Annotated in this window: 17 protein-coding genes; 4 read left to right on the top strand and 13 right to left on the bottom strand. The window is 44.4% G+C overall.

Annotation, left to right across the window (positions count from 1 at the left end; genetic code table 11):
• The first annotated feature begins 11 nt into the window (after positions 1-11).
• Genes ACMXYS_RS03710 through yacG form a run of 4 tightly spaced genes read left to right on the top strand, consistent with a single transcriptional unit; the run spans position 12 to position 2,926 of the window.
• Positions 12-1,232 carry a type II secretion system F family protein gene (locus ACMXYS_RS03710; protein ID WP_415897621.1) on the top strand — a complete coding sequence of 407 codons (1,221 nt, stop codon included), beginning with the start codon at positions 12-14 and terminating at the stop codon, positions 1,230-1,232.
• A gap of 12 nt (positions 1,233-1,244) precedes the next feature.
• Entirely contained in the window at positions 1,245-2,093 is an 849-nt protein-coding gene (locus ACMXYS_RS03705; protein ID WP_415897620.1) for a prepilin peptidase, read from the top strand.
• A 3-nt stretch (positions 2,094-2,096) separates the two neighbouring features.
• Positions 2,097-2,699, top strand: coding sequence for a dephospho-CoA kinase (gene coaE, locus ACMXYS_RS03700; protein ID WP_415897619.1), 603 nt, complete (start codon positions 2,097-2,099; stop codon positions 2,697-2,699).
• Positions 2,699-2,926 (top strand): DNA gyrase inhibitor YacG, encoded by a 228-nt coding sequence (yacG, locus tag ACMXYS_RS03695; protein ID WP_415897618.1) that lies wholly within the window; start codon positions 2,699-2,701, stop codon positions 2,924-2,926. The genes coaE and yacG overlap by 1 nt, the downstream gene beginning before the upstream one ends.
• Here yacG and ACMXYS_RS03690 read toward each other — a convergent pair.
• The 13 genes from ACMXYS_RS03690 to mraY all read right to left on the bottom strand — a co-directional run bounded on the left by ACMXYS_RS03690 (position 2,904) and on the right by mraY (position 19,626).
• Positions 2,904-3,863 (bottom strand): Nudix family hydrolase, encoded by a 960-nt coding sequence (locus ACMXYS_RS03690; protein WP_415897617.1) that lies wholly within the window; start codon positions 3,861-3,863, stop codon positions 2,904-2,906. The two genes, yacG and ACMXYS_RS03690, sit on opposite strands and share 23 nt — an antisense overlap.
• Complete coding sequence (gene argJ, locus ACMXYS_RS03685) at positions 3,863-5,083, bottom strand: bifunctional glutamate N-acetyltransferase/amino-acid acetyltransferase ArgJ (RefSeq protein ID WP_415897616.1); 1,221 nt, start codon at positions 5,081-5,083, stop codon at positions 3,863-3,865. Before argJ ends, ACMXYS_RS03690 begins: the two co-directional genes overlap by 1 nt.
• A 70-nt stretch (positions 5,084-5,153) precedes the next feature.
• The gene (secA, locus tag ACMXYS_RS03680; RefSeq protein ID WP_415897615.1) at positions 5,154-7,898 is read right to left on the bottom strand and encodes a preprotein translocase subunit SecA; all 2,745 of its coding nucleotides are present in this window, start codon (positions 7,896-7,898) and stop codon (positions 5,154-5,156) included.
• Between the two features lie 195 nt (positions 7,899-8,093).
• The gene (gene lpxC / locus ACMXYS_RS03675) at positions 8,094-9,008 is read right to left on the bottom strand and encodes a UDP-3-O-acyl-N-acetylglucosamine deacetylase (protein WP_415897614.1); all 915 of its coding nucleotides are present in this window, start codon (positions 9,006-9,008) and stop codon (positions 8,094-8,096) included.
• An 80-nt stretch (positions 9,009-9,088) separates the two neighbouring features.
• Positions 9,089-10,261, bottom strand: a complete 1,173-nt coding sequence (gene ftsZ / locus ACMXYS_RS03670) for a cell division protein FtsZ (RefSeq protein WP_415883649.1) — start codon at positions 10,259-10,261, stop codon at positions 9,089-9,091.
• A 91-nt stretch (positions 10,262-10,352) separates the two neighbouring features.
• Positions 10,353-11,600, bottom strand: a complete 1,248-nt coding sequence (ftsA, locus tag ACMXYS_RS03665; RefSeq protein ID WP_415897613.1) for a cell division protein FtsA — start codon at positions 11,598-11,600, stop codon at positions 10,353-10,355.
• A complete protein-coding gene (locus ACMXYS_RS03660; protein ID WP_415897612.1) occupies positions 11,600-12,490 on the bottom strand; it encodes a cell division protein FtsQ/DivIB in 891 nt (296 codons plus the stop codon). The genes ftsA and ACMXYS_RS03660 overlap by 1 nt, the downstream gene beginning before the upstream one ends.
• Before the next feature lies 1 nt (position 12,491).
• A complete protein-coding gene (locus ACMXYS_RS03655; RefSeq protein ID WP_415897611.1) occupies positions 12,492-13,439 on the bottom strand; it encodes a D-alanine--D-alanine ligase in 948 nt (315 codons plus the stop codon).
• Positions 13,436-14,884 carry a UDP-N-acetylmuramate--L-alanine ligase gene (gene murC, locus ACMXYS_RS03650; RefSeq protein ID WP_415883645.1) on the bottom strand — a complete coding sequence of 483 codons (1,449 nt, stop codon included), beginning with the start codon at positions 14,882-14,884 and terminating at the stop codon, positions 13,436-13,438. Before murC ends, ACMXYS_RS03655 begins: the two co-directional genes overlap by 4 nt.
• Entirely contained in the window at positions 14,884-15,975 is a 1,092-nt protein-coding gene (gene murG, locus ACMXYS_RS03645) for an undecaprenyldiphospho-muramoylpentapeptide beta-N-acetylglucosaminyltransferase (protein WP_415897610.1), read from the bottom strand. The genes murC and murG overlap by 1 nt, the downstream gene beginning before the upstream one ends.
• Entirely contained in the window at positions 15,972-17,180 is a 1,209-nt protein-coding gene (ftsW, locus tag ACMXYS_RS03640) for a putative lipid II flippase FtsW (RefSeq protein WP_415897609.1), read from the bottom strand. The genes murG and ftsW overlap by 4 nt, the downstream gene beginning before the upstream one ends.
• Positions 17,180-18,529 (bottom strand): UDP-N-acetylmuramoyl-L-alanine--D-glutamate ligase, encoded by a 1,350-nt coding sequence (murD, locus tag ACMXYS_RS03635; RefSeq protein WP_415883642.1) that lies wholly within the window; start codon positions 18,527-18,529, stop codon positions 17,180-17,182. The genes ftsW and murD overlap by 1 nt, the downstream gene beginning before the upstream one ends.
• A gap of 14 nt (positions 18,530-18,543) precedes the next feature.
• Positions 18,544-19,626 (bottom strand): phospho-N-acetylmuramoyl-pentapeptide-transferase, encoded by a 1,083-nt coding sequence (mraY, locus tag ACMXYS_RS03630; protein WP_415883641.1) that lies wholly within the window; start codon positions 19,624-19,626, stop codon positions 18,544-18,546.
• Between the last annotated feature and the right edge of the window lie 6 nt (positions 19,627-19,632).

Genomic DNA, 19,632 nt, shown 5'->3' with positions numbered 1-19,632 from the left:
GGAATTAATCTATGGCTAAAGATGCCAAGCTTTACACTTTCACCTGGCAAGGAAAAGACAAAAGCGGTAATAAAAGCAAAGGAAAAATCGATGCAATTAATGCCGCTTCAGCAAAAGCTCATTTACGCAAACAAGGGATCTTAACGTCCAGAATTGCCAAAGAGCGCTCTGCAGGTATGTTCAGCGCCAAAAATAAACCTGTTAAGCCTGTAGATATTGCTTTTTTCACCCGCCAAATGGCTACCATGATGCGCTCCGGGGTGCCTTTACTGCAAGGCTTGGAAATCACTGCTGGCGGTATTGAAAAACAAAAATTAAAAGACATCGTCTATGAAATCAAGAATGATGTTAACAGTGGTACCGATTTCTCCACATCCTTAACCAAGCACCCACAACACTTTGATGATCTGTATTGCAACTTAGTTAATGCTGGCGAGCAATCAGGCGCTCTAGATGCAATGCTTGATCGTATTGCGACATATAAAGAAAAACTAGAATCATTAAAAGCCAAGATCAAAAAGGCACTAACCTATCCCACAGCTGTAATTATTGTTGGTATTATTGTTTCGGCAATTCTTCTGGTTAAGGTAGTCCCACAATTTGAAGATGTGTTTACTAGCTTTGGAGCAGAACTACCCGCTTTTACCCAATGGGTTATAAACCTGTCTGAAATAGCTCAAGAATGGTGGTGGATTATTTTAATAGGCTTTGTCATATTTGGATTCGCGTTTCAGAAAGCTAGAGAGAAGTCTGCTAAATTTAGAGATAGTGTCGACAAAGCCGTACTTAAAATCCCAGTTATAGGCGAAATACTGCACAACGCATCTATAGCTAGATTTGCTAGGACTCTATCCACTACCTTTGCAGCAGGTGTACCTCTAGTTAATGCTTTAGATTCCGCAGCGGGCGCTTCAGGCAATGCATTATACCGAGATGCCATCTTACAAATTAAAAACGGTGTATCTACAGGCCAATCCTTACAAAACGCAGTAACCATGACCGGCATATTTCCCAATATGACTATCCAAATGATAGCGATTGGCGAAGAAGCAGGCTCTCTTGAAATGATGCTAGAGAAGATCGCTGATTTTTATGAAGAACAAGTAGATAACGCTGTAGATAACCTTTCAAGCCTATTAGAACCTTTGATTATGGTTGTATTAGGCGTGCTAGTTGGTGGACTTGTTGTTGCTATGTACCTTCCAATCTTCCAGCTTGGTCAAGTTGTTTAAAGATAAGAATTAATGAATATAATTATTTTTGATCCCGCGTGGGCTATTGCCTGCGCGTTTTTATTTTCTCTATGTGTTGGTAGTTTTCTTAACGTAGTCATTCATCGCTTACCCATTATGATGCAAAGGGAATGGGAAAGGGAAATATCCGCTGATAAAGAGATCGATCCAGAGCCTTACAACCTTTCAGTACCTGCATCCACTTGCCCTAAGTGTCAACACAAAATCAGATGGTATGAAAACATACCCGTTCTCAGCTGGATTTTCCTCCGAGCAAAATGCTCATCCTGCGGATTGCATATCCCTTTCCGCTATCCGTTTGTGGAATTATTTACAGCTATTTGCTCCGCTTATGCCGTTTACGTTTTTGGCTTTAACCTGATCGGTCTCAGTTTAGTAGTCCTTACTTGGGTGCTGGTTTGTCTAATATTTATTGATATTGATCATCAACTTTTACCTGACCGCTTAACCCTTCCTTTGCTATGGCTAGGCTTATTCGTCAACAGTTTTGGGTTATTTGCATCTCTAGAACATGCGGTCTATGGAGCTATGGCAGGCTACCTAAGCTTATGGTCAATCTACTGGGTATTTAAACTACTAACTGGCAAAGAAGGTATGGGGTATGGTGATTTTAAATTGCTTGCAGCTCTAGGCGCTTGGGCAGGTATATATCAATTGCCACTGATTATTCTATTAAGCTCATTAGTCGGTGCGATCATTGGTATAGCTATGATGCTGTTTAAAAACCATTCATCTCAAAACCCTATTCCATTTGGCCCATATCTCGCAATTGCAGGATGGATAGCACTGATCTGGGGCGATACGCTGACAACACTCTACCTTCAACTAATAAGAATCTAATCTATGTACATTGTTGGCATCACAGGTGGCATCGGCTCAGGAAAAAACGCTGTAACTGATCGTTTACAAGACCTCGGAATCACTATTGTTGATGCTGATATTGTTGCACGAGAAGTGGTCGCAAAAGGCGAACCTGCACTAGACAAAATCGCTGAGCACTTTGGCAGTCACATTGTCACTGAAAGTGGTGAATTAAATCGTAAAGATTTGCGCGAAATAATCTTCAGAGATAAAACAGCCAAAACCTGGTTAGAGCAACTATTACACCCGATTATTCGCCAAAGTATCAAACAGCAATTACACGATGCCACAAGCAGCTATGCTGTACTGTCTTCCCCACTATTATTAGAAACAGACCAGCACGAATTAGTTGAGACTGTAATCGTTGTTGATGCATCAGAAGAGTTACAATTAGCTCGAACTGTTAAGCGCGATAGCGCTAGCAAAGAACAGATCAAAGCAATTATGGCCGCCCAGTTGCCCCGCCAAGAAAGACTCAAAAAAGCAGATATTATCATCGATAACAATGCTGATTTAGAAAGCTTGGAAAATCAGGTTATCAAACTGCACACAAAGCTAAGTAAAATCGCAGAAGAGACCAAATAATGAGTAGCACAAAAATTAAATGCCCAACCTGCTCTAAAGAGCAGGCTTGGGACAGCAGCAACCCTTTCAGACCCTTCTGCAGTGAGCGCTGTAAAATGATTGATTTAGGTGCTTGGGCAAGCGAAGAATATTCAATACCTGAATCAAAAACTGCTAGCGATTTTAGTAGTGGCGAAACGGAAGAACAGATTGATAAAGATCAGCCTATCCCTCCGACCATGCACTAATTGCCGCTATACCTTGCGCACCATTCTCCACAGCGAGAGCTAGATCGCCTTTATCCATGCCACCCAATGCAAAAACAGGCACCAAGCTAGACTTAGCTAATTCGGAAAAATCCTTCCAACCTAATGGCTCTACCTCAGGGTGCGATTGCGTATGCTGTACTGGTGACAGCATTATGTAATCGACCCCTTTAGCTATCGCTTCGGACAGTTCATCAGCATTATGACAAGATGCACCCAGCCAACTCCCAGTGAACTCGTCTCTATGATTCAACTTTTCCAGATTACTCACTGAAAGATGAACTGCATCAAGAGCCAACTTATTCGCAATGTCTACCGTAGTGTTTACCGTAAAGAAAACATTTCTTACAGAGGCCGCATCTATTTGAGCATTGATGAAATCAATTGTTTTATCCAATGCTACTGAATCAGCCTCAAACAGCGGAGCTCGAAGGACTACACCTTCAGCTCCAGCCTTTATTGCTCGCATAATAGATACTTCAAGCTGTTGAAGATCTGAAAGATACGGCGTTATAGCAAGTGATTTCGGTAAAAGGCAGGCATCCAAGATCGGTTTATTTGCAGCAGGGAACTCATAGCCATCCAACTCATCAAGCTTCACCCAACGTACTGGCTGCCCTTCCTTACCCCAAGGCTCTCCCTCAAATTCAGTAATACTATAAACATCGAGTAAAACTGATTTATCAGGATAATGATAAGGAACCTCTATCAGCTTTTCTGCTTGGGTAAGTCTGATCCCCAGCTCTTCATCAAGCTCACGGCTTAAAGCATCAAGCACAGCTTCCCCTGACTCAACCTTACCACCAGGGAACTCCCACAAGCCGCCCTGGTGTTTATCATCAGGGCGTTTCGCAATCAGCAACTCACGCTTACTATTCCAGATAGCAGCCGCTGCGACATGAACAACCTTATTAGCCATTAGCTACGGTAATCCGCATTGATGCTGACATAGTCATGGGAAAGATCCGTAGTCCATACCGTCTCTGACACGTCACCACGATTAAGTACGACTCGAATTAGAATCTCTTCCTGGTCCATAACCGCCTGACCAGCTTCTTCAGTGTAAGTAGCGTCTTTTCCACCCTTACTAACGATACAAACATCGCCTAAATAGATCTCCAACGCATTAAGATCTAGATTTTCTATCTCGGCACGCCCAACTACCGCCAATACACGCCCCCAGTTTGGATCTGAAGCGAATAAAGCCGTTTTAACCAGAGGAGAGTGAGCAATATCAAAAGCCGTCTTCAAAGCTTCCTGCTGCGTCTTAGCTGACTCAACTTTTACTGTCACAAACTTAGTTGCACCCTCGCCATCACGTACAATCGCATGCGCCAAATCTTGCATAAGCTGTGTCAATTCAGTTTTGAATAAGGCTAGTAGGGAACGATCTTCCGCAGAAACTGATACACCTGATTTCCCAGTCGCAACCAACATACAAGAATCATTTGTAGATGTATCACTATCAACCGTAATACGGTTAAAGGAGCAATTGGCTGTATCAGTAAGTAGCACTTTCAATAAATCAGCATCAACTTGCGCATCTGTTGCCACATAGCCCAGCATTGTTGCCATATTTGGCTTAATCATGCCTGAGCCTTTTGATATACCAGTCAAAGTTACAACCTTGCCTTGGTACTCAAATTGACGACTAGCGCCTTTAATTCGTGTATCAGTGGTTAAAATGCCTTCTGCAGCCTCATCCCAACCTGATTCCGATAGCACCTCTTTAGCTGCAGGCAAAGCTGAAACTAATTTTTCTACAGGCAACTTTTCACCGATAACACCAGTGGAAAAAGGAAGAACTGCCTCAACACCCGAATCGCAAAGCTTAGCGACCTCTTCACAGGTTGTAATAGCATCATTCCAACCTTCCTCACCAGTACCCGCATTAGCGTTGCCTGTATTAACGATAAAATATCGCGTTGCCGCAGCCTCTATATGTTTTTTAGAAATCTGCACCGGCGCTGCGCAAAAAGCATTCAAAGTAAAAACGCCTGCGACAGTAGCTTCTTCACACAACTCCATCAGCACTACATCTTTTCGACCTTGAGTTTTAATACCTGCAGAAGCTGTTCCTAATTTAAACCCTGCAACTGGGTGCATTTTTTCTGGAAATGTAGCTGGCCCGACTGCCATTTTCTGTCTCCTAAGATGCAGAAAGCAGCTTAAAAGCTGCTTTCTGTGTTGACCAATAAACAGTTCACTCTTACGAAAGCTTACCGTGACACTGCTTGTATTTTTTACCTGAACCACATGGACATGGTTCGTTACGACCTACTTTACGGCCATCTCGAACGAAAGTTTCTGGCTGAGCTTGCTCTTCAGCATTGGAACTTTCACCCTCTTCACCCGACATAGCTGAGCTATTGTCATGTTTAAAGTCCATCTGCTGTCGTTCAGCTTGCTCACGACGCTGCTGCTCCATCGCTTCAACATCTTCTGGCTGCTGAACTTGCACATGACTTAGAATACGAATGACATCACGCTTGATATTTTCCAGCAATTCTTGGAATAGGTGGAAAGATTCACGCTTGTATTCCTGCTTAGGGTTCTTCTGTGCATAACCTCGAAGGTGAATACCCTGACGCAGGTGATCCATAGTCTGTAGGTGTTCTTTCCACAGGGTATCTAGCACCTGAAGCATAACCTGCTTCTCAAAGTTACGCATTGTAGATTCGCCCACTTGCGCTTCTTTCTGCTGATAAACCTCTAGCACTGTATCCTGAACTTTTTGATGCAGGGTTTCTTCATGCAATGAATCATCCTGATCTAGCCACTCTTGGATAGGCATTTTAATGGAGAAATCAGTTTCCAATGCCTTCTCAAGACCCGGAATATCCCACTGTTCTTCAAGGCTCTGCGGCGGAACAAACTCACTAAATTTATTCGCGACAACCTCTTCACGAACAGAATTAACTGTTTCAGAGATATCGTCAGTTGCCATCAAATCATTACGCTGCTCGTAGATGATTGTACGCTGATCATTAGCTACATCATCATACTCAAGCAATGACTTACGGATATCAAAGTTACGGCCTTCTACTTTACGCTGCGCTTTCTCAATCGCATTGCTTACCATCTTATGCTCGATAGCTTCGCCACGCTCCATACCTAGCGCTTGCATCAACTGTCGTACACGATCAGAGGCAAAGATTCGCATCAAATCATCTTCTAGTGACAAGAAGAATCGAGATGAACCTGGGTCGCCCTGACGACCTGCACGACCACGTAGCTGGTTATCAATACGACGAGACTCATGACGTTCAGTACCTACAATATGTAGACCGCCATTTTCCAATACCTGTTCATGGCGCTTCTGCCATGCAGCCGTCAATTCAGCAACTTGTTCTTCAGATGGGTTATCAAGTTCGGCTAGTTCAGCCTCTAACTTACCACCCAACACAATATCGGTACCACGACCAGCCATATTAGTCGCGATAGTCACAGCACCTGGACGACCTGCCTGAGCAATGATTGACGCTTCACCACCGTGGTTCTTTGCGTTCAATACATTGTGCGTAATTTTTTCTTTCTTCAGTAATGAAGAGATTAACTCAGATGATTCGATGGACGCTGTACCTACCAGTACTGGACGTTCAGCTTCCTGACAAGCACGAATCTCTTTGATAATAGCTTCGTACTTTTCTTCAACCGTCAGGTAAACCAGATCGTTCTCATCTTTACGCGCGATCGTTTTGTTGGTTGGAATTACAACAACATCTAAACCGTAAATCTGGCGAAGCTCGAATGCTTCCGTATCCGCCGTACCCGTCATACCGGAAAGCTTGTCGTACAGACGGAAGTAGTTCTGGAATGTGGTTGATGCAAAAGTCTGGCTCTCATTCTGAACCGACACACCCTCTTTTGCTTCTACCGCTTGGTGCAAACCTTCTGACCAACGACGGCCTTCCATGATTCGACCTGTGTGCTCATCAACAATCACAACCTGATTGCCTTGCACAATATAATCGACATCACGTTGGAATAAGTTATGCGCTCTCAATCCCGCTAGCACGTGGTGCAGCAAGTTAAGGTTCTGAGGTGCATACAGGCTATCTCCTTCACTCAGAAGACCTTTTTGCGCCAGCATCTCTTCAACAGCAGTATGACCCGCTTCAGTCAGTTCAACCGTACGGTTTTTCTCATCAACAACGAAGTGCTCGTTAATTTCCTGCTCTTCGTCCTGAGGATCAATTTCACCATCGAATTTCTCTAACGAAGGAATCAACTCATTAATGGTGATGTATAACTGAGAACTATCTTCAGCTGGACCTGAGATAATCAAAGGCGTACGTGCTTCGTCGATTAGGATGGAGTCAACCTCATCGACTACAGCGAAGTTAAAGCCTCGCTGTACTTTTTCAGCAGTACTGAAAGCCATGTTATCGCGAAGATAATCAAAGCCAAATTCATTGTTTGTGCCGTAGGTGATATCACAAGCGTAAGCAGCACGTTTTACTTCTGGATTTTGACCAGAAAGCGCAACACCTACCGTTAAGCCTAGAGATTCATAAAGAGGACGCATCCATTCAGCATCACGCTCTGCTAGGTAATCATTCACTGTGACTACGTGAACGCCTTCAGCAGGCAGTGCATTTAGATATACGGCTAATGTTGCTACAAGGGTTTTACCTTCACCCGTACGCATTTCGGCAACTTTGCCATCATTCAGTGTCATACCACCAATAAGCTGAACATCAAAATGGCGCATACCCATAACACGCTTTGATGCTTCTCTTACCGTAGCAAAAGCTTCAGGAAGGATCTGTTCCAAAGTCGCGCCATCTTCAAGACGCTGACGGAACTCAACCGTTTTAGCTTTTAGCTCTTCATCCGTTAGTTTTTCTAGATCTACTTCCAACGCATTGATCGCCTTTACGATCTTACCCATGCGCTTCAATTCGCGATCATTCTTACTACCAAAAACTTTCTTAAACAGTCCTGTCAGCATATCTCGACTTATACCTGTGAAGTCTAAAACCTGTAGTCCGCTCGATTAGCGGATAAAAATTAACTCAGCATTCTACCTTTATTGGGGGCAGAAAATGAATCTAAAAGGGGAAATAAAAAAAATATGGAAAAAAGATAGAAAAATAGACAAAAAAAAGCCGAACTATATAGTTCGGCTCTTAATTCTTTCGATCTATCAGACTGCTAATACTGGCTTCTGATAAGAGATAGGCGCGCTTTCTTCATTATCTTCGAAAGTCACCACTTCCCAAGCATCTTCTTGCGCCAACAATTCACGCAAAAGACGATTGTTTAGATAATGTCCTGATTTGTTTCCGTAGAACTCGCCGATCAAGCTCTTACCTAGTAGGTATAGATCACCCACCGCATCAAGCACTTTATGCTTAACAAATTCATCGTCGTAACGAAGGCCGTCTTCATTAAGAATACGGTAATCATCGACTACGATCGCATTATCAAAGCTACCACCTAATGCCAGGTTTTGTGAGCGAAGGTATTCATAGTCACTCATAAAACCAAACGTTCTCGCACGGCTAACTTCTTTAACGAAAGAAGTACTAGAGAAGTCTAGGAAAGATTCCATGTTACGGCCTTCAAATGCAGGGTGTTCAAAATCGATTTTGAACCCCACTTTAAAGCCATCAAACGGTTTAAACGTAGCTGACTTACCATCAGCCTCAACCGTTACTTCTTTCTTAATACGGATAAATTCTTTAGGAGCATTCTGCTCTTCTAGGCCTGCCGACTGGATCAAGAATACAAACGGCGCAGCACTACCATCCATAATAGGTACTTCTTCTGCACTTAGCTCAACATAAGCATTATCAATACCTAAGCCAGCCATTGCAGAAAGTAGGTGCTCAACAGTCGCTATACGCGCGCCATCTTTAGCCAGGTTGGTTGACAGTTTTGTATCAGAAACATTGTGCGCGTGCGCAAGGATCTCAACAACTGGATCCAAGTCAGTACGACGGAAAACAATACCGGTATTTACTGGTGCTGGTTTCAACGTCAGATAAACTTTCTGACCCGTATGCAGACCAATACCTGTTGCTTTAATGCTGTTTTTTAATGTTCTCTGTTTAATCATGCTATCTGCCAAAAAATAAAATAGGCCACTCTAGCGCGAGATACTAACAAATAATCGCCCTTTTAGAAAGGACATTCCAATTAATCCGCTTGTTTACGCAGAAAAGTAGGAATATCTAAATAAGCGGACTCGCTCTCAGTACCTGTTGATTTTAACAACTCACTTTCAGGCTCAGCCGGCCCGTCAAGTGCCTCATTTTTTTTGCGACGCAAAACCGTAGGCAGATCGATCTGCTCAAGGTCTAAACTTCCATCCACTTTTTGCATTCCACCAGAAACAGGGCGGACCGTTTCTTCTGGCTTATCCAAACCCGTAGCAACAACTGTCACTTTCAGTTCGTCAGTCATCTCTGGCTCAATGACGGTACCGATGACAATCGTGGCATTTTCAGATGCGTACTCTTCAATCTGATTACCCACTTCGGTAAATTCACCCAAGCTGAGATCCATACCCGCAGTGATATTTACCAAGATACCGCTCGCGCCTTTCAGATCTACGTTATCAAGTAGTGGACTCTTGATCGCTTTCTCTGCAGCTTCAGCAGCTCGGTTCTCACCACGCGCACCACCGGTACCCATCATCGCCATGCCCATTTCGGACATAACAGTCCGCACATCAGCAAAGTCAACATTGATCATACCCGGACGTGTAATAAGATCCGAAATACCCTGAACAGCCCCTTTCAAAACATCGTTGGCAGACTCAAATGCATTCAAAAGGCTGCAATTACGACCTAGTACCTGCATCAGTTTTTCGTTAGGGATAATAATGAGGGAATCAACACTTTCGCGAAGCTCTTTGATACCTTCAATAGCAATACTCATTCGTTTACGGCCTTCAAACGGGAAAGGCTTTGTCACGACTGCGACTGTTAGAATTCCGAGTTCTTTAGCTACTTCGGCTACGATAGGTGCGGCACCCGTACCTGTACCACCGCCCATACCAGCCGTGATAAATACCATATCCGCACCTTGCAACATTTCTGCAATGCGATCCCGATCTTCCATCGCAGCCTGACGACCAACTTCTGGATTTGCACCCGCGCCTAGGCCTTTGGTAAGCGTATTACCAAGCTGGATAACTTTTTGGGACGCCATAGATGAAAGCGCTTGCGCATCTGTATTTGCACAAACAAATTCCACCCCTTCTAGGTCACCACTTTCCATGTGTTTTACAGCGTTTCCGCCTCCACCACCAACACCGATAACTTTAATAACGGCATTTTGCGGAACGCTATCTAACAGTTCAAACATTGTTAGCTCCTTTAGTGCCCTGCCAAGCACTATCCCCTAATAAAGCAGCACGCTACTTTTGCTGCTATAAATCTAAAAACCTTCAGCTTGTTCAGAAGTTGTTCTGAAACCAAGCTCTCATCTTGTCTAAAACACTCTTTTGCGAACCCACAACGACTTCTGGCTCGACGTCTTGCTCAACAGCACCAACATGATCTTGTTGTGCGTATTGCAGAAGCCCCATACCTGTTGCATAAATAGGACTACTTAAAATATCTTCCATCCCACGTACACCGTGTGGTGTCGCCAAGCGAACCGGCATATGGAAGATTTCTTCAGCTAATTCAATGGCACCTTCCATTTTCGAAGTTCCGCCTGTCAGCACAATGCCTGCTGCAACCAAATCTTCAAAACCACTGCGTCTCAATTCGGCCTGAATCAGGCTAAACAATTCTTCGTAACGGGGCTCAACCACTTCTGCTAACGACTGTCTAGAAAGATCCCTAGCAGGCCTATCACCTACACCAGGCACCTTAACGGTCTCTTCACCTGTAGCGAGCTGTGCCAGTGCACACGCATATTTAACCTTGATCTCTTCCGCATGCTGCGTTGGTGTTCGCAAAGCCATCGCGATATCGTTTGTAACTTGATCACCAGCAATCGGAATGACAGCGGTATGACGAATAGAACCGCCTGTAAAAATAGAGATATCAGAGGTGCCACCGCCGATATCCACCATACAAACACCCAGTTCCTTCTCATCTTCCGTCAAAACGGAATAGCTTGAAGCCAATTGCTCAAGAACTAGGTTATCTACATCAAGACCACAACGTCGAACACACTTTTCAATATTCTGAGCGGCATTCACTGAACCAGTAACAAGGTGCACCTTCGCTTCTAAACGCACACCCGACATCCCTAAAGGCTCTTTGATGCCCTCTGAGCTATCAATCTCATACTCTTGAGGCAAAATGTGCAAGATTTTCTGGTCAGCGGGAATAGCCACAGCACGTGCAGCATCAATTACGCGCTCAAGGTCATACTCAGTCACTTCTCGATCTCGAACAGCCACAATGCCATGAGAATTCAGGCTGTTAATATGGCTACCTGCGATCCCAACTGTCACAGAGTGAATCTTACAACCCGCCATCAATTCAGCCTCTTCTACCGCGCGCTGAATCGAGCTCACTGTTGATTCGATATTCACTACAACGCCTTTTTTCAGGCCTCGAGATGGGTGCGAGCCAATGCCGATAATTTCGATGGCACCATCAATACCGATCTCCCCTACAAGGCACAGCACCTTTGAGGTCCCGATATCGAGCGCAACAACCATATTGTTTTCCATCGAACCACTCATTATGTTTTATCCTGCATTTCGCTTTCGGGTTTTTCCCGCCATTTCACCGCCACCCCATGGGTGTAACGTATATCGATTGTTTCTATATCAGCCGCTTGAGCAGCCAATCGTTGTTTATACAAAGTCAAAAACCGTTGTAAACGTGCATTGATTGCTTCTCGACCTACAACTACTTTTATCTGGTTATCTAGCTCCATGGTCCAGGCTCCACGAGCCTCTAAATCCAGTGCGACAACACTAAGCCCCATAGGCTTCAACATCTGATTAAAATCATGAAACTGTGACATGACCCTTTCTGTATCTGGAGCAGGCCCACTCAATCTGGGTAAGCTCCGATACTCTTGAGAAAGTTCAGGCCAAAATATATCGCCCTGATGGTTTAACAAACCTCTCTCACCCCAACGAGCAACAGGCACCTCTTCCTCAACTTCAACAAGCAAAGTATCAGGCCAATCCCGTCGAATAGAGGAAACTCTGACCCACGGTTGCTCACTTACTAGTGATTGAACATATGCAATATCAACCTCTAGTAGATTCGCAGTAAGATCATTAGCGATAATCTTCCCTAACTTTACTCGATCCAGATGTTGGGTTTTACCTTCAATCACTACACTAGTTACCGGGCGGTCCAACCACTGCCATAAGTTATGACCAATACCCCATAACACGCCGATAAAAATAACGAGAGAGGACAACGTCCAAAATGGCTTCCACCAAAACTCAGTATCGTTATTTACTAGGCCATCCTTTTTAGGATTTTTTTTATCCGTTTTCCCTTTTTCAGAATCTTTTTTTACGATCTTTTCACGACTTGCACCGCGAGGTTTAGCAAGTTCTACTCCTTCTTCCTCCAACGGTTCAGTTTGTCGAAAAAATCGTAAAAAGTTCATTCTATTTGGCCGTTTTTAATATTCTAACTACCAACTCGTCAAAGCTAACCCCTTGCTCTCGTGCAGCCATAGGCACAAGGCTATGATCAGTCATACCCGGAGCCGTATTAACTTCTAGTAGCTGGAAGTTTCCATCTTGATCTTGCATCACATCTACACGCCCCCAGCCTTTACAACCGACCGCGGCAAATGCTTGTTCAGCAAGACGCTTAAGTGATGTTAATGTTTCCTCAGACAAACCATGATCGAACTTGTACTGCGTATCGTTCGCTAGATATTTTGCATCAAAGTCATAAAACTCGTGCTGCGTTACTAGCTGAATAGGAGGCAACGCATCACCATCAAGCACAGCTACCGTAAACTCGTCACCGCTCATCCAACTTTCGGCAATCACACTACGATCAAAACCAGTCGCTGTCTCCAATGCGGCTTCTAACTCACCCGCACTGGTAACTTTACTCATTCCAATACTGGAACCTTCGTGTGCAGGTTTAACAATCATTGGCAAACCCAGACGCTCAACGATGTCATCAACCTCAAACTCACCATTGAATGTCGCAAACGTTGGCGTCGGTAAGCCTGCTCCTATCCACACCTGCTTGGTTCTTAACTTATCCATACCGATTGCAGAAGCTGCCACACCACTGCCGGTGTACGGTTTTCCTAGCATTTCCAACGCACCTTGCAAGGTACCGTCTTCACCACCTGGGCCATGTAAAATCAAAAAGGCACGATCAAAGTGATTTTCTTGTAGCTGTTGTAACGGTTGTTGATCGCCATTAGGACCATAGAGATCGATACCAAATGCATCGACACCTGCTCGTTGTAGTCCAGCTAGAACCTCAGCACCACTCTTGAGAGAAACATCACGCTCAGATGAATTTCCACCAAAAATAACCGCAACTCGTCCGAAGTCAGATTTCATTTGAGCATCAATTTGATAACTCATTTTTCCTCCTTATCGGCTACAAGATTGGCCTGTTTTAGCTGATGAGCAAGCGCTGTAATATCACCCGCACCTTGAGTCAGTAATAGATCACCTGGTTCCAAAATATCTTTCAGCACATCGGCAACGGTGTCTTTATCGCTAACAAATACCGGATCTATACGACCACGCTGACGAATGCTTCGACATAAGCTGCGGCTATCAGCACCAGCAATTGGCTCTTCACCCGCGGCGTAGACTTCTAGAAGTAACAACACATCTGCTTCAGAAAGTACTTCCACAAAGTCTTCATACAAATCACGAGTTCGGCTATAACGATGAGGCTGATTAATCATCACCAAACGTTTATCTGGCCAGCCTTCACGAATAGCTTTAACAACGGCATTAACTTCTCTTGGGTGGTGACCGTAATCATCAACCAACATAACGCTACCACCATTGACAGGCACGTCCCCCAGAACTTGGAAACGACGACCAACGCCTTCAAACTTAGTTAATGCTGTACAGATCGCTTCATCACTAATGCCCTCATCGGTAGCCACAGCAATAGTCGCTAAGGCATTCAACATATTGTGATGGCCCGGCATATTCAGTGAAATTTCCAGATCGGCAAAATCCCCTGGGCGCTTAACGGTAAAGCGAGTGTACATACCTTCTTGTCTGATATTTTCAGCACGGTAGTCAGCATCTTCCTCAACACCGTAAGTAAGCACTGGACGACTCACTTCTGGGAGGATTTCTCTGACAACAGGATCGTCGATACACATAACCGCAAGACCGTAGAACGGTAGGTTATGTAGAAACTCCACAAATGTTTTCTTTAACTTAGAGAAGTCATTCTCATAAGTTTCCATATGGTCTGCGTCAATGTTTGTAACAATCGCAACCATAGGCTGTAAGTGAAGGAATGAAGCATCACTTTCATCAGCTTCCGCCACAAGATAGCGGCTCGTGCCCATCTTGGCGTTGGTACCAGCACTGTTTAGTCGACCACCAATCACAAATGTAGGATCAAGCTCACCTTCAGCAAAAATGGAAGCTAAGAGACTTGTCGTCGTTGTTTTGCCGTGCGTTCCAGCTACAGCGATACCGTGACGATAGCGCATCAATTCAGCCAGCATTTCAGCACGACGCACAATCGGAATTCGCTGTTCACGCGCAGCTTTCACTTCTGGGTTTTCTTCGTTAACTGCAGTGGAAACAACAACCACATCCACACCTGAGACATTGGTATCGGCATGCCCAATAAAGATGTTCATCCCCAAGCCTTCTAGGCGTTGAGTCGTCGCGGATACTTTAATATCTGAACCTGAGATTTGATATCCCTGATTCAGTAATACTTCCGCAATACCACACATACCCACACCACCAATGCCGATAAAATGAATTCGGCTGATACGGCGCATTTCCGGTATTTCATAACGGGTGAAAGCATTTTGTTGTTTCATTACTTCATTGCCTCAAGACAAACACTTGCTACCACATCACTTGCTTCAGGTTTACCTAGTGATAGCGCTTTGTTTGCCATTTCCATCAACGTTTCTCGTTGATTTAATTGTTCTGTTAATAATGCTGTTAGCGTTTCTTTATTAAGATCCGCCTGCTGAATTAAAATCGCAGCATCTCTCTCAGCTAGATAATTTGCGTTTTTAGTTTGGTGATCATCAACCGCATAAGGGAAAGGCACTAATACAGATGCCACACCTGCATTGCTCAATTCACTCACCGTTAAAGCACCAGCACGACATAAAACTACATCTGCCCAACTATAAGCTTCTGCCATATCATCGATAAATGGCACAACTTTACACTCAGTTACGCCCAGCGCCTCATAACGCTGCTGAGTTTCTTCAATATTTCGTTTTCCTGCCTGATGCCAAACCTCTGGACGTTGCTCCATAGGTAAATCAGCAAGCACTTCAGGTAGAAGATCGTTAATCGCTTTCGCGCCTAAACTTCCACCTACAACTAAAAGACGCAAAGGTCCTTCACGATCAGAAAAACGCTCTTTAGGTTCAGGTAAATCCAAGATACTTCCGCGTACTGGATTACCCACGGTCTGAGTCGTTAGGCCACTTTTAAATGCACCTTGGAATGCTTCCAGGACGTTTTTGGCTAATTTAGACAAGGCCTTGTTGGTCATTCCAGCAACAGCATTCTGCTCGTGAATAATCAACGGAATTCTTAGTAACCACGCAGCAAGGCCACCTGGACCAGAAGCAAAACCGCCCATACCTAATACAACATCCGGTTTAACAGAGCGAACAACCGATAGCGCCTGCCACAAAGCGATCAACAGTTTAAATGGAGCCAAAAGAAGGCTTAACTTCCCTTTACCTCTTAAGCCTCTTACTTCAATAGAATGCAGTTTTAATCCTGCTGCAGGTACCAAATCAGCTTCTATTCCGTGTCGAGAGCCCAACCATTCAACATGAACACCTTGTGCCTGTAGTTTCTCTGCTGTGGCCAATGCAGGAAATACATGACCACCAGTGCCACCAGCCATAATCAAAGCTACTTTTTTATCAGAAGTACTCATGCGACAGCCTCCTGATTTTTTCCAGCTAATTTCAATTCGTAGTCAACTCTCAAAATAACGGCCAACATGGCGCAACTCACTAATAAACTACTTCCACCGTAACTCACCAAAGGAAGCGTCAAACCTTTTGTAGGCAACGCGCCAACATTCACTCCAATATTGATCAACGCCTGCCCTGCAAAGATAATTGCAAAGCCGTAACAGACATAAGCAGAGAAAAAGGATTTTACCTTTTCAGCTCGACGACCAATACGGAAAATATTCACGATTAATACGGCATAAACCAAGATCAAAGCAATCGCGCCGATAAAACCTAACTCTTCGGCCAATACTGAAAATACAAAGTCAGTATGAGCTTCTGGCAGATAAAATAACTTTTGAACGCTATTACCTAACCCCGTTCCAAACCATTCACCACGACCAAAAGCGATCTGTGCCTGCGATAACTGATACCCAGTTCCAAAAGGATCAGACCATGGATCTAAGAAGCTCTGAAGTCGAGCTACTCGGTAAGGCTGCAATCCTACAACAGCGACCAGCAGACCCACTACACCAGAGATCACCATCAAGAATTGGGAAAAGCGCATCCCACCCAAAAAGATCATTCCCATAACTGTCCCCATCAGGACAACTAAGGCACCAAAGTCCGGTTCGAAGTACAGCAGCACACAAAAAATACCCAGAGGTAGAGTCGGCTTCGCAATCCCTTTCCAGCTGCTACGCACTTCATCCAAGCGTCTCACCAAGTAGCCAGCCATGTACATCACCATACAGAACTTAGCGACTTCAGATGCCTGGAGATTTAAAGGACCTAAAGGTAACCAACGATGACTACCATTTACCCCTTTACCTACGCCAGGGATCAGTACCAAAATCAATAAGACACCGGCAGCCAACATCCACCAGTGCCCGGTCTTCTCCCAAAAGCGCATTGGGATATTCCAAACAACCACAGCACCAATCATCGCCAACATGATAAATATGAACTGACGAATAACGTAAAAATACGCTGTACCGTTATTTTTTAGCGCCACATCTAAAGATGCAGAGCTAATCATTACAAAACCCGTTAGAACCAAAGCAACTGAACAGGCCAGTACCCAAGGGTCAAATGGCAACACTCTTTGTGACGCACAAACAGGCGAAGGCGAAGGAATTAACCCCTCAAACCTCTGCTTAATGTTTGTCATCGCCAAAGAGATCATTAAAGGGCCTCCACCGCATCAATAAAAGCATCACCACGAGCGGGAAAACCAGAGAACATATCAAAGCTCGCACAGGCAGGTGAAAGCAGAACAATATCTCCCTCCTTCGCTTGAGCTTGCGCCTTTGCAACAGCAGCTTGCATATCGTTTGCTGATTCTTTGATTACGCCTTCACAACTGTCAGCTAAACGTGGTCCATCTTCACCGATATAGATCAATGCTCTTGCGAACTGCTGCATAGGTTCAGCTAATTCAGAGAATTCAGCACCTTTACCAACACCGCCAGCAATTAACACAATACGTTGATCTGCAGATAGGGTTTTTCCTAAACCGTTCAGCGCAGCAACAGTCGCACCAACGTTAGTGCCCTTGGAATCGTTGTAGTATTCAATACCGGCTTTTTCAGCTACCCACTGGCAACGATGCTTCAAGCCCGCAAAGTCCTTTAAAGCCGTTAGCATCGCATCCATTGGCAAGCCAACAGACTGGCCTAAAGCTAACGCAGAAAGCGCATTAGCCATGTTATGGCTACCACGTATTTTTAACTCAGATACAGGTATTAATTTGTCCAGACCAACGGCAAGCCAGGTTTCACCCTTCTCTTCAATCAAACCAAAGACTTTCAGATCAGGTTTACCTAAGTGGTAAGCAAGCTGATCAACACCACTCGGCATTAATGGCATTGTCAGTGCATCATCACGGTTAACAACGACCTTTTTAGCTCCGCGGAAAATCCGGTGTTTAGCCTGATAATAACCCTGCATAGAATCATAACGATCTAAATGATCAGGACTAATATTGAGTACAGTTGCAACTGCTGCTCGAAGATCATTGGTTGTTTCTAACTGGAAGCTTGATAGTTCGATAACATACAGATCTTTTTCAGGCTCGTTTAACATCTCGAGTACAGGCGTACCAATATTTCCGCACACTCCAACATTTAAACCGGCAGCAGCAGCCATCTCACCCACTAAGGTAGTGACCGTACTTTTAGCATTTGAACCGGTAATCGCAACAATAGGTGCACTGATCTCATTACAGAAAAGATCAATATCACCACTTAACTTCGCGCCCGCTTTTACTGCCGTTTGAATAGCAGGATCACTTTGTGCAACACCAGGGCTCAAAATCAATTCTGATGCACTACTCAGTAGTTCAGCATCAAAAGGCCCGCAAATCAGTTTAACGTCAGGAAGCTCTGTTGATAGCTCATCCATGCCTGGAGGATTCTCTCGGCTATCAACAACGACAAAACGCTCATCTTTAGACGCCAAATAGCGCGCACATGCCAGCCCGGTTTGACCTAAACCGATGACTACTTTTAATTTATCGCTGGCGATTAAACTCATGCTCAAACTTTACCTTAACGAATTTTCAGAGATGCCAAGCCAATCAGCACCAAAACTACTGTGATGATCCAGAAACGAACAATTACACGAGGCTCTGGCCAACCTTTCAATTCAAAATGGTGATGCAAAGGCGCCATACGGAAGATACGGCGACCTGTTAATTTAAACGATGCCACCTGCAAAATTACTGACACGGTTTCAGCCACAAACACACCGCCCATAATGAACAGTACAAATTCCTGACGGACGATAACGGCAATAACACCAAGCGCAGCACCCAAAGACAAGGCACCGACATCACCCATAAACACTTGAGCTGGATAAGTGTTAAACCACAAGAAACCAAGACCAGCACCAACCATGGCACCACAGAATATAATCAGCTCACCAGAACCCGGTACGTAAGGGATCAACAGATATTCAGCAAATTTGATGTTACCGGACAGATATGCAAACACACCCAAAGCTCCAGCTACCATTACGGTTGGCAAAATAGCTAGACCATCTAAGCCATCAGTAAGGTTTACCGCATTGGAGCTACCTACAATTACAAAGTAGGTAAAGACAATAAAGAAGATACCGAGATCAATCGACACATCTTTTAGGAATGGAATCAGAAGTTCTGTTTCAACAGGTGTGGAAGCCATGCAATAGAGTAATACTGCCGCACCCATACCACCTACTGACTGCCACAGGTACTTCCACTTAGCAGGTAATCCTCTCGGATTTTTCTCAACCACTTTACGATAATCATCGACCCAACCCACTGCACCAAAAATTAGCGTCACGCCCAACGTAATCCACACATAAGGGTTAGTCAGATCACTCCACAAAAGGGTACTAATCGCAATTGCAACTAGGATCAAAGCACCACCCATTGTTGGTGTACCTGCTTTGCTCAAATGCGTCTGAGGACCATCATCTCGTACCGCTTGACCAATCTGATTACTACGTAGTTTGTTGATCATATGAGGGCCGACCCACAAAGCTATCAACAATGCTGTTAATACACCCAAAATCCCACGTAGGGTTAGGTACTGAAATACAGCAAAGCCGCTGTAATATTCCGATAAAAATTCTGCCAGCAGTGGTAGCATTGCCTT

The organism is Neptuniibacter sp. QD57_21, from assembly GCF_047778075.1.
Classification (GTDB): Bacteria; Pseudomonadota; Gammaproteobacteria; order Pseudomonadales; family Balneatricaceae; genus Neptuniibacter.
The sequence above is the reverse complement of the archived record's forward strand: the minus strand, read 5'-3'. Positions and strand labels throughout refer to the sequence as shown.

Coding starts and splice junctions, on each gene's coding strand:
- ACMXYS_RS03710 (WP_415897621.1), top strand. CDS start 12: ATGGCTAAAGATGCCAAGCTTTACACTTTCACCTGGCAAGGAAAAGAC.
- ACMXYS_RS03705 (WP_415897620.1), top strand. CDS start 1,245: ATGAATATAATTATTTTTGATCCCGCGTGGGCTATTGCCTGCGCGTTT.
- coaE (WP_415897619.1), top strand. CDS start 2,097: ATGTACATTGTTGGCATCACAGGTGGCATCGGCTCAGGAAAAAACGCT.
- yacG (WP_415897618.1), top strand. CDS start 2,699: ATGAGTAGCACAAAAATTAAATGCCCAACCTGCTCTAAAGAGCAGGCT.
- ACMXYS_RS03690 (WP_415897617.1), bottom strand. CDS start 3,863: ATGGCTAATAAGGTTGTTCATGTCGCAGCGGCTGCTATCTGGAATAGT.
- argJ (WP_415897616.1), bottom strand. CDS start 5,083: ATGGCAGTCGGGCCAGCTACATTTCCAGAAAAAATGCACCCAGTTGCA.
- secA (WP_415897615.1), bottom strand. CDS start 7,898: ATGCTGACAGGACTGTTTAAGAAAGTTTTTGGTAGTAAGAATGATCGC.
- lpxC (WP_415897614.1), bottom strand. CDS start 9,008: ATGATTAAACAGAGAACATTAAAAAACAGCATTAAAGCAACAGGTATT.
- ftsZ (WP_415883649.1), bottom strand. CDS start 10,261: ATGTTTGAACTGTTAGATAGCGTTCCGCAAAATGCCGTTATTAAAGTT.
- ftsA (WP_415897613.1), bottom strand. CDS start 11,600: ATGAGTGGTTCGATGGAAAACAATATGGTTGTTGCGCTCGATATCGGG.
- ACMXYS_RS03660 (WP_415897612.1), bottom strand. CDS start 12,490: ATGAACTTTTTACGATTTTTTCGACAAACTGAACCGTTGGAGGAAGAA.
- ACMXYS_RS03655 (WP_415897611.1), bottom strand. CDS start 13,439: ATGAGTTATCAAATTGATGCTCAAATGAAATCTGACTTCGGACGAGTT.
- murC (WP_415883645.1), bottom strand. CDS start 14,884: ATGAAACAACAAAATGCTTTCACCCGTTATGAAATACCGGAAATGCGC.
- murG (WP_415897610.1), bottom strand. CDS start 15,975: ATGAGTACTTCTGATAAAAAAGTAGCTTTGATTATGGCTGGTGGCACT.
- ftsW (WP_415897609.1), bottom strand. CDS start 17,180: ATGATCTCTTTGGCGATGACAAACATTAAGCAGAGGTTTGAGGGGTTA.
- murD (WP_415883642.1), bottom strand. CDS start 18,529: ATGAGTTTAATCGCCAGCGATAAATTAAAAGTAGTCATCGGTTTAGGT.
- mraY (WP_415883641.1), bottom strand. CDS start 19,626: ATGCTACCACTGCTGGCAGAATTTTTATCGGAATATTACAGCGGCTTT.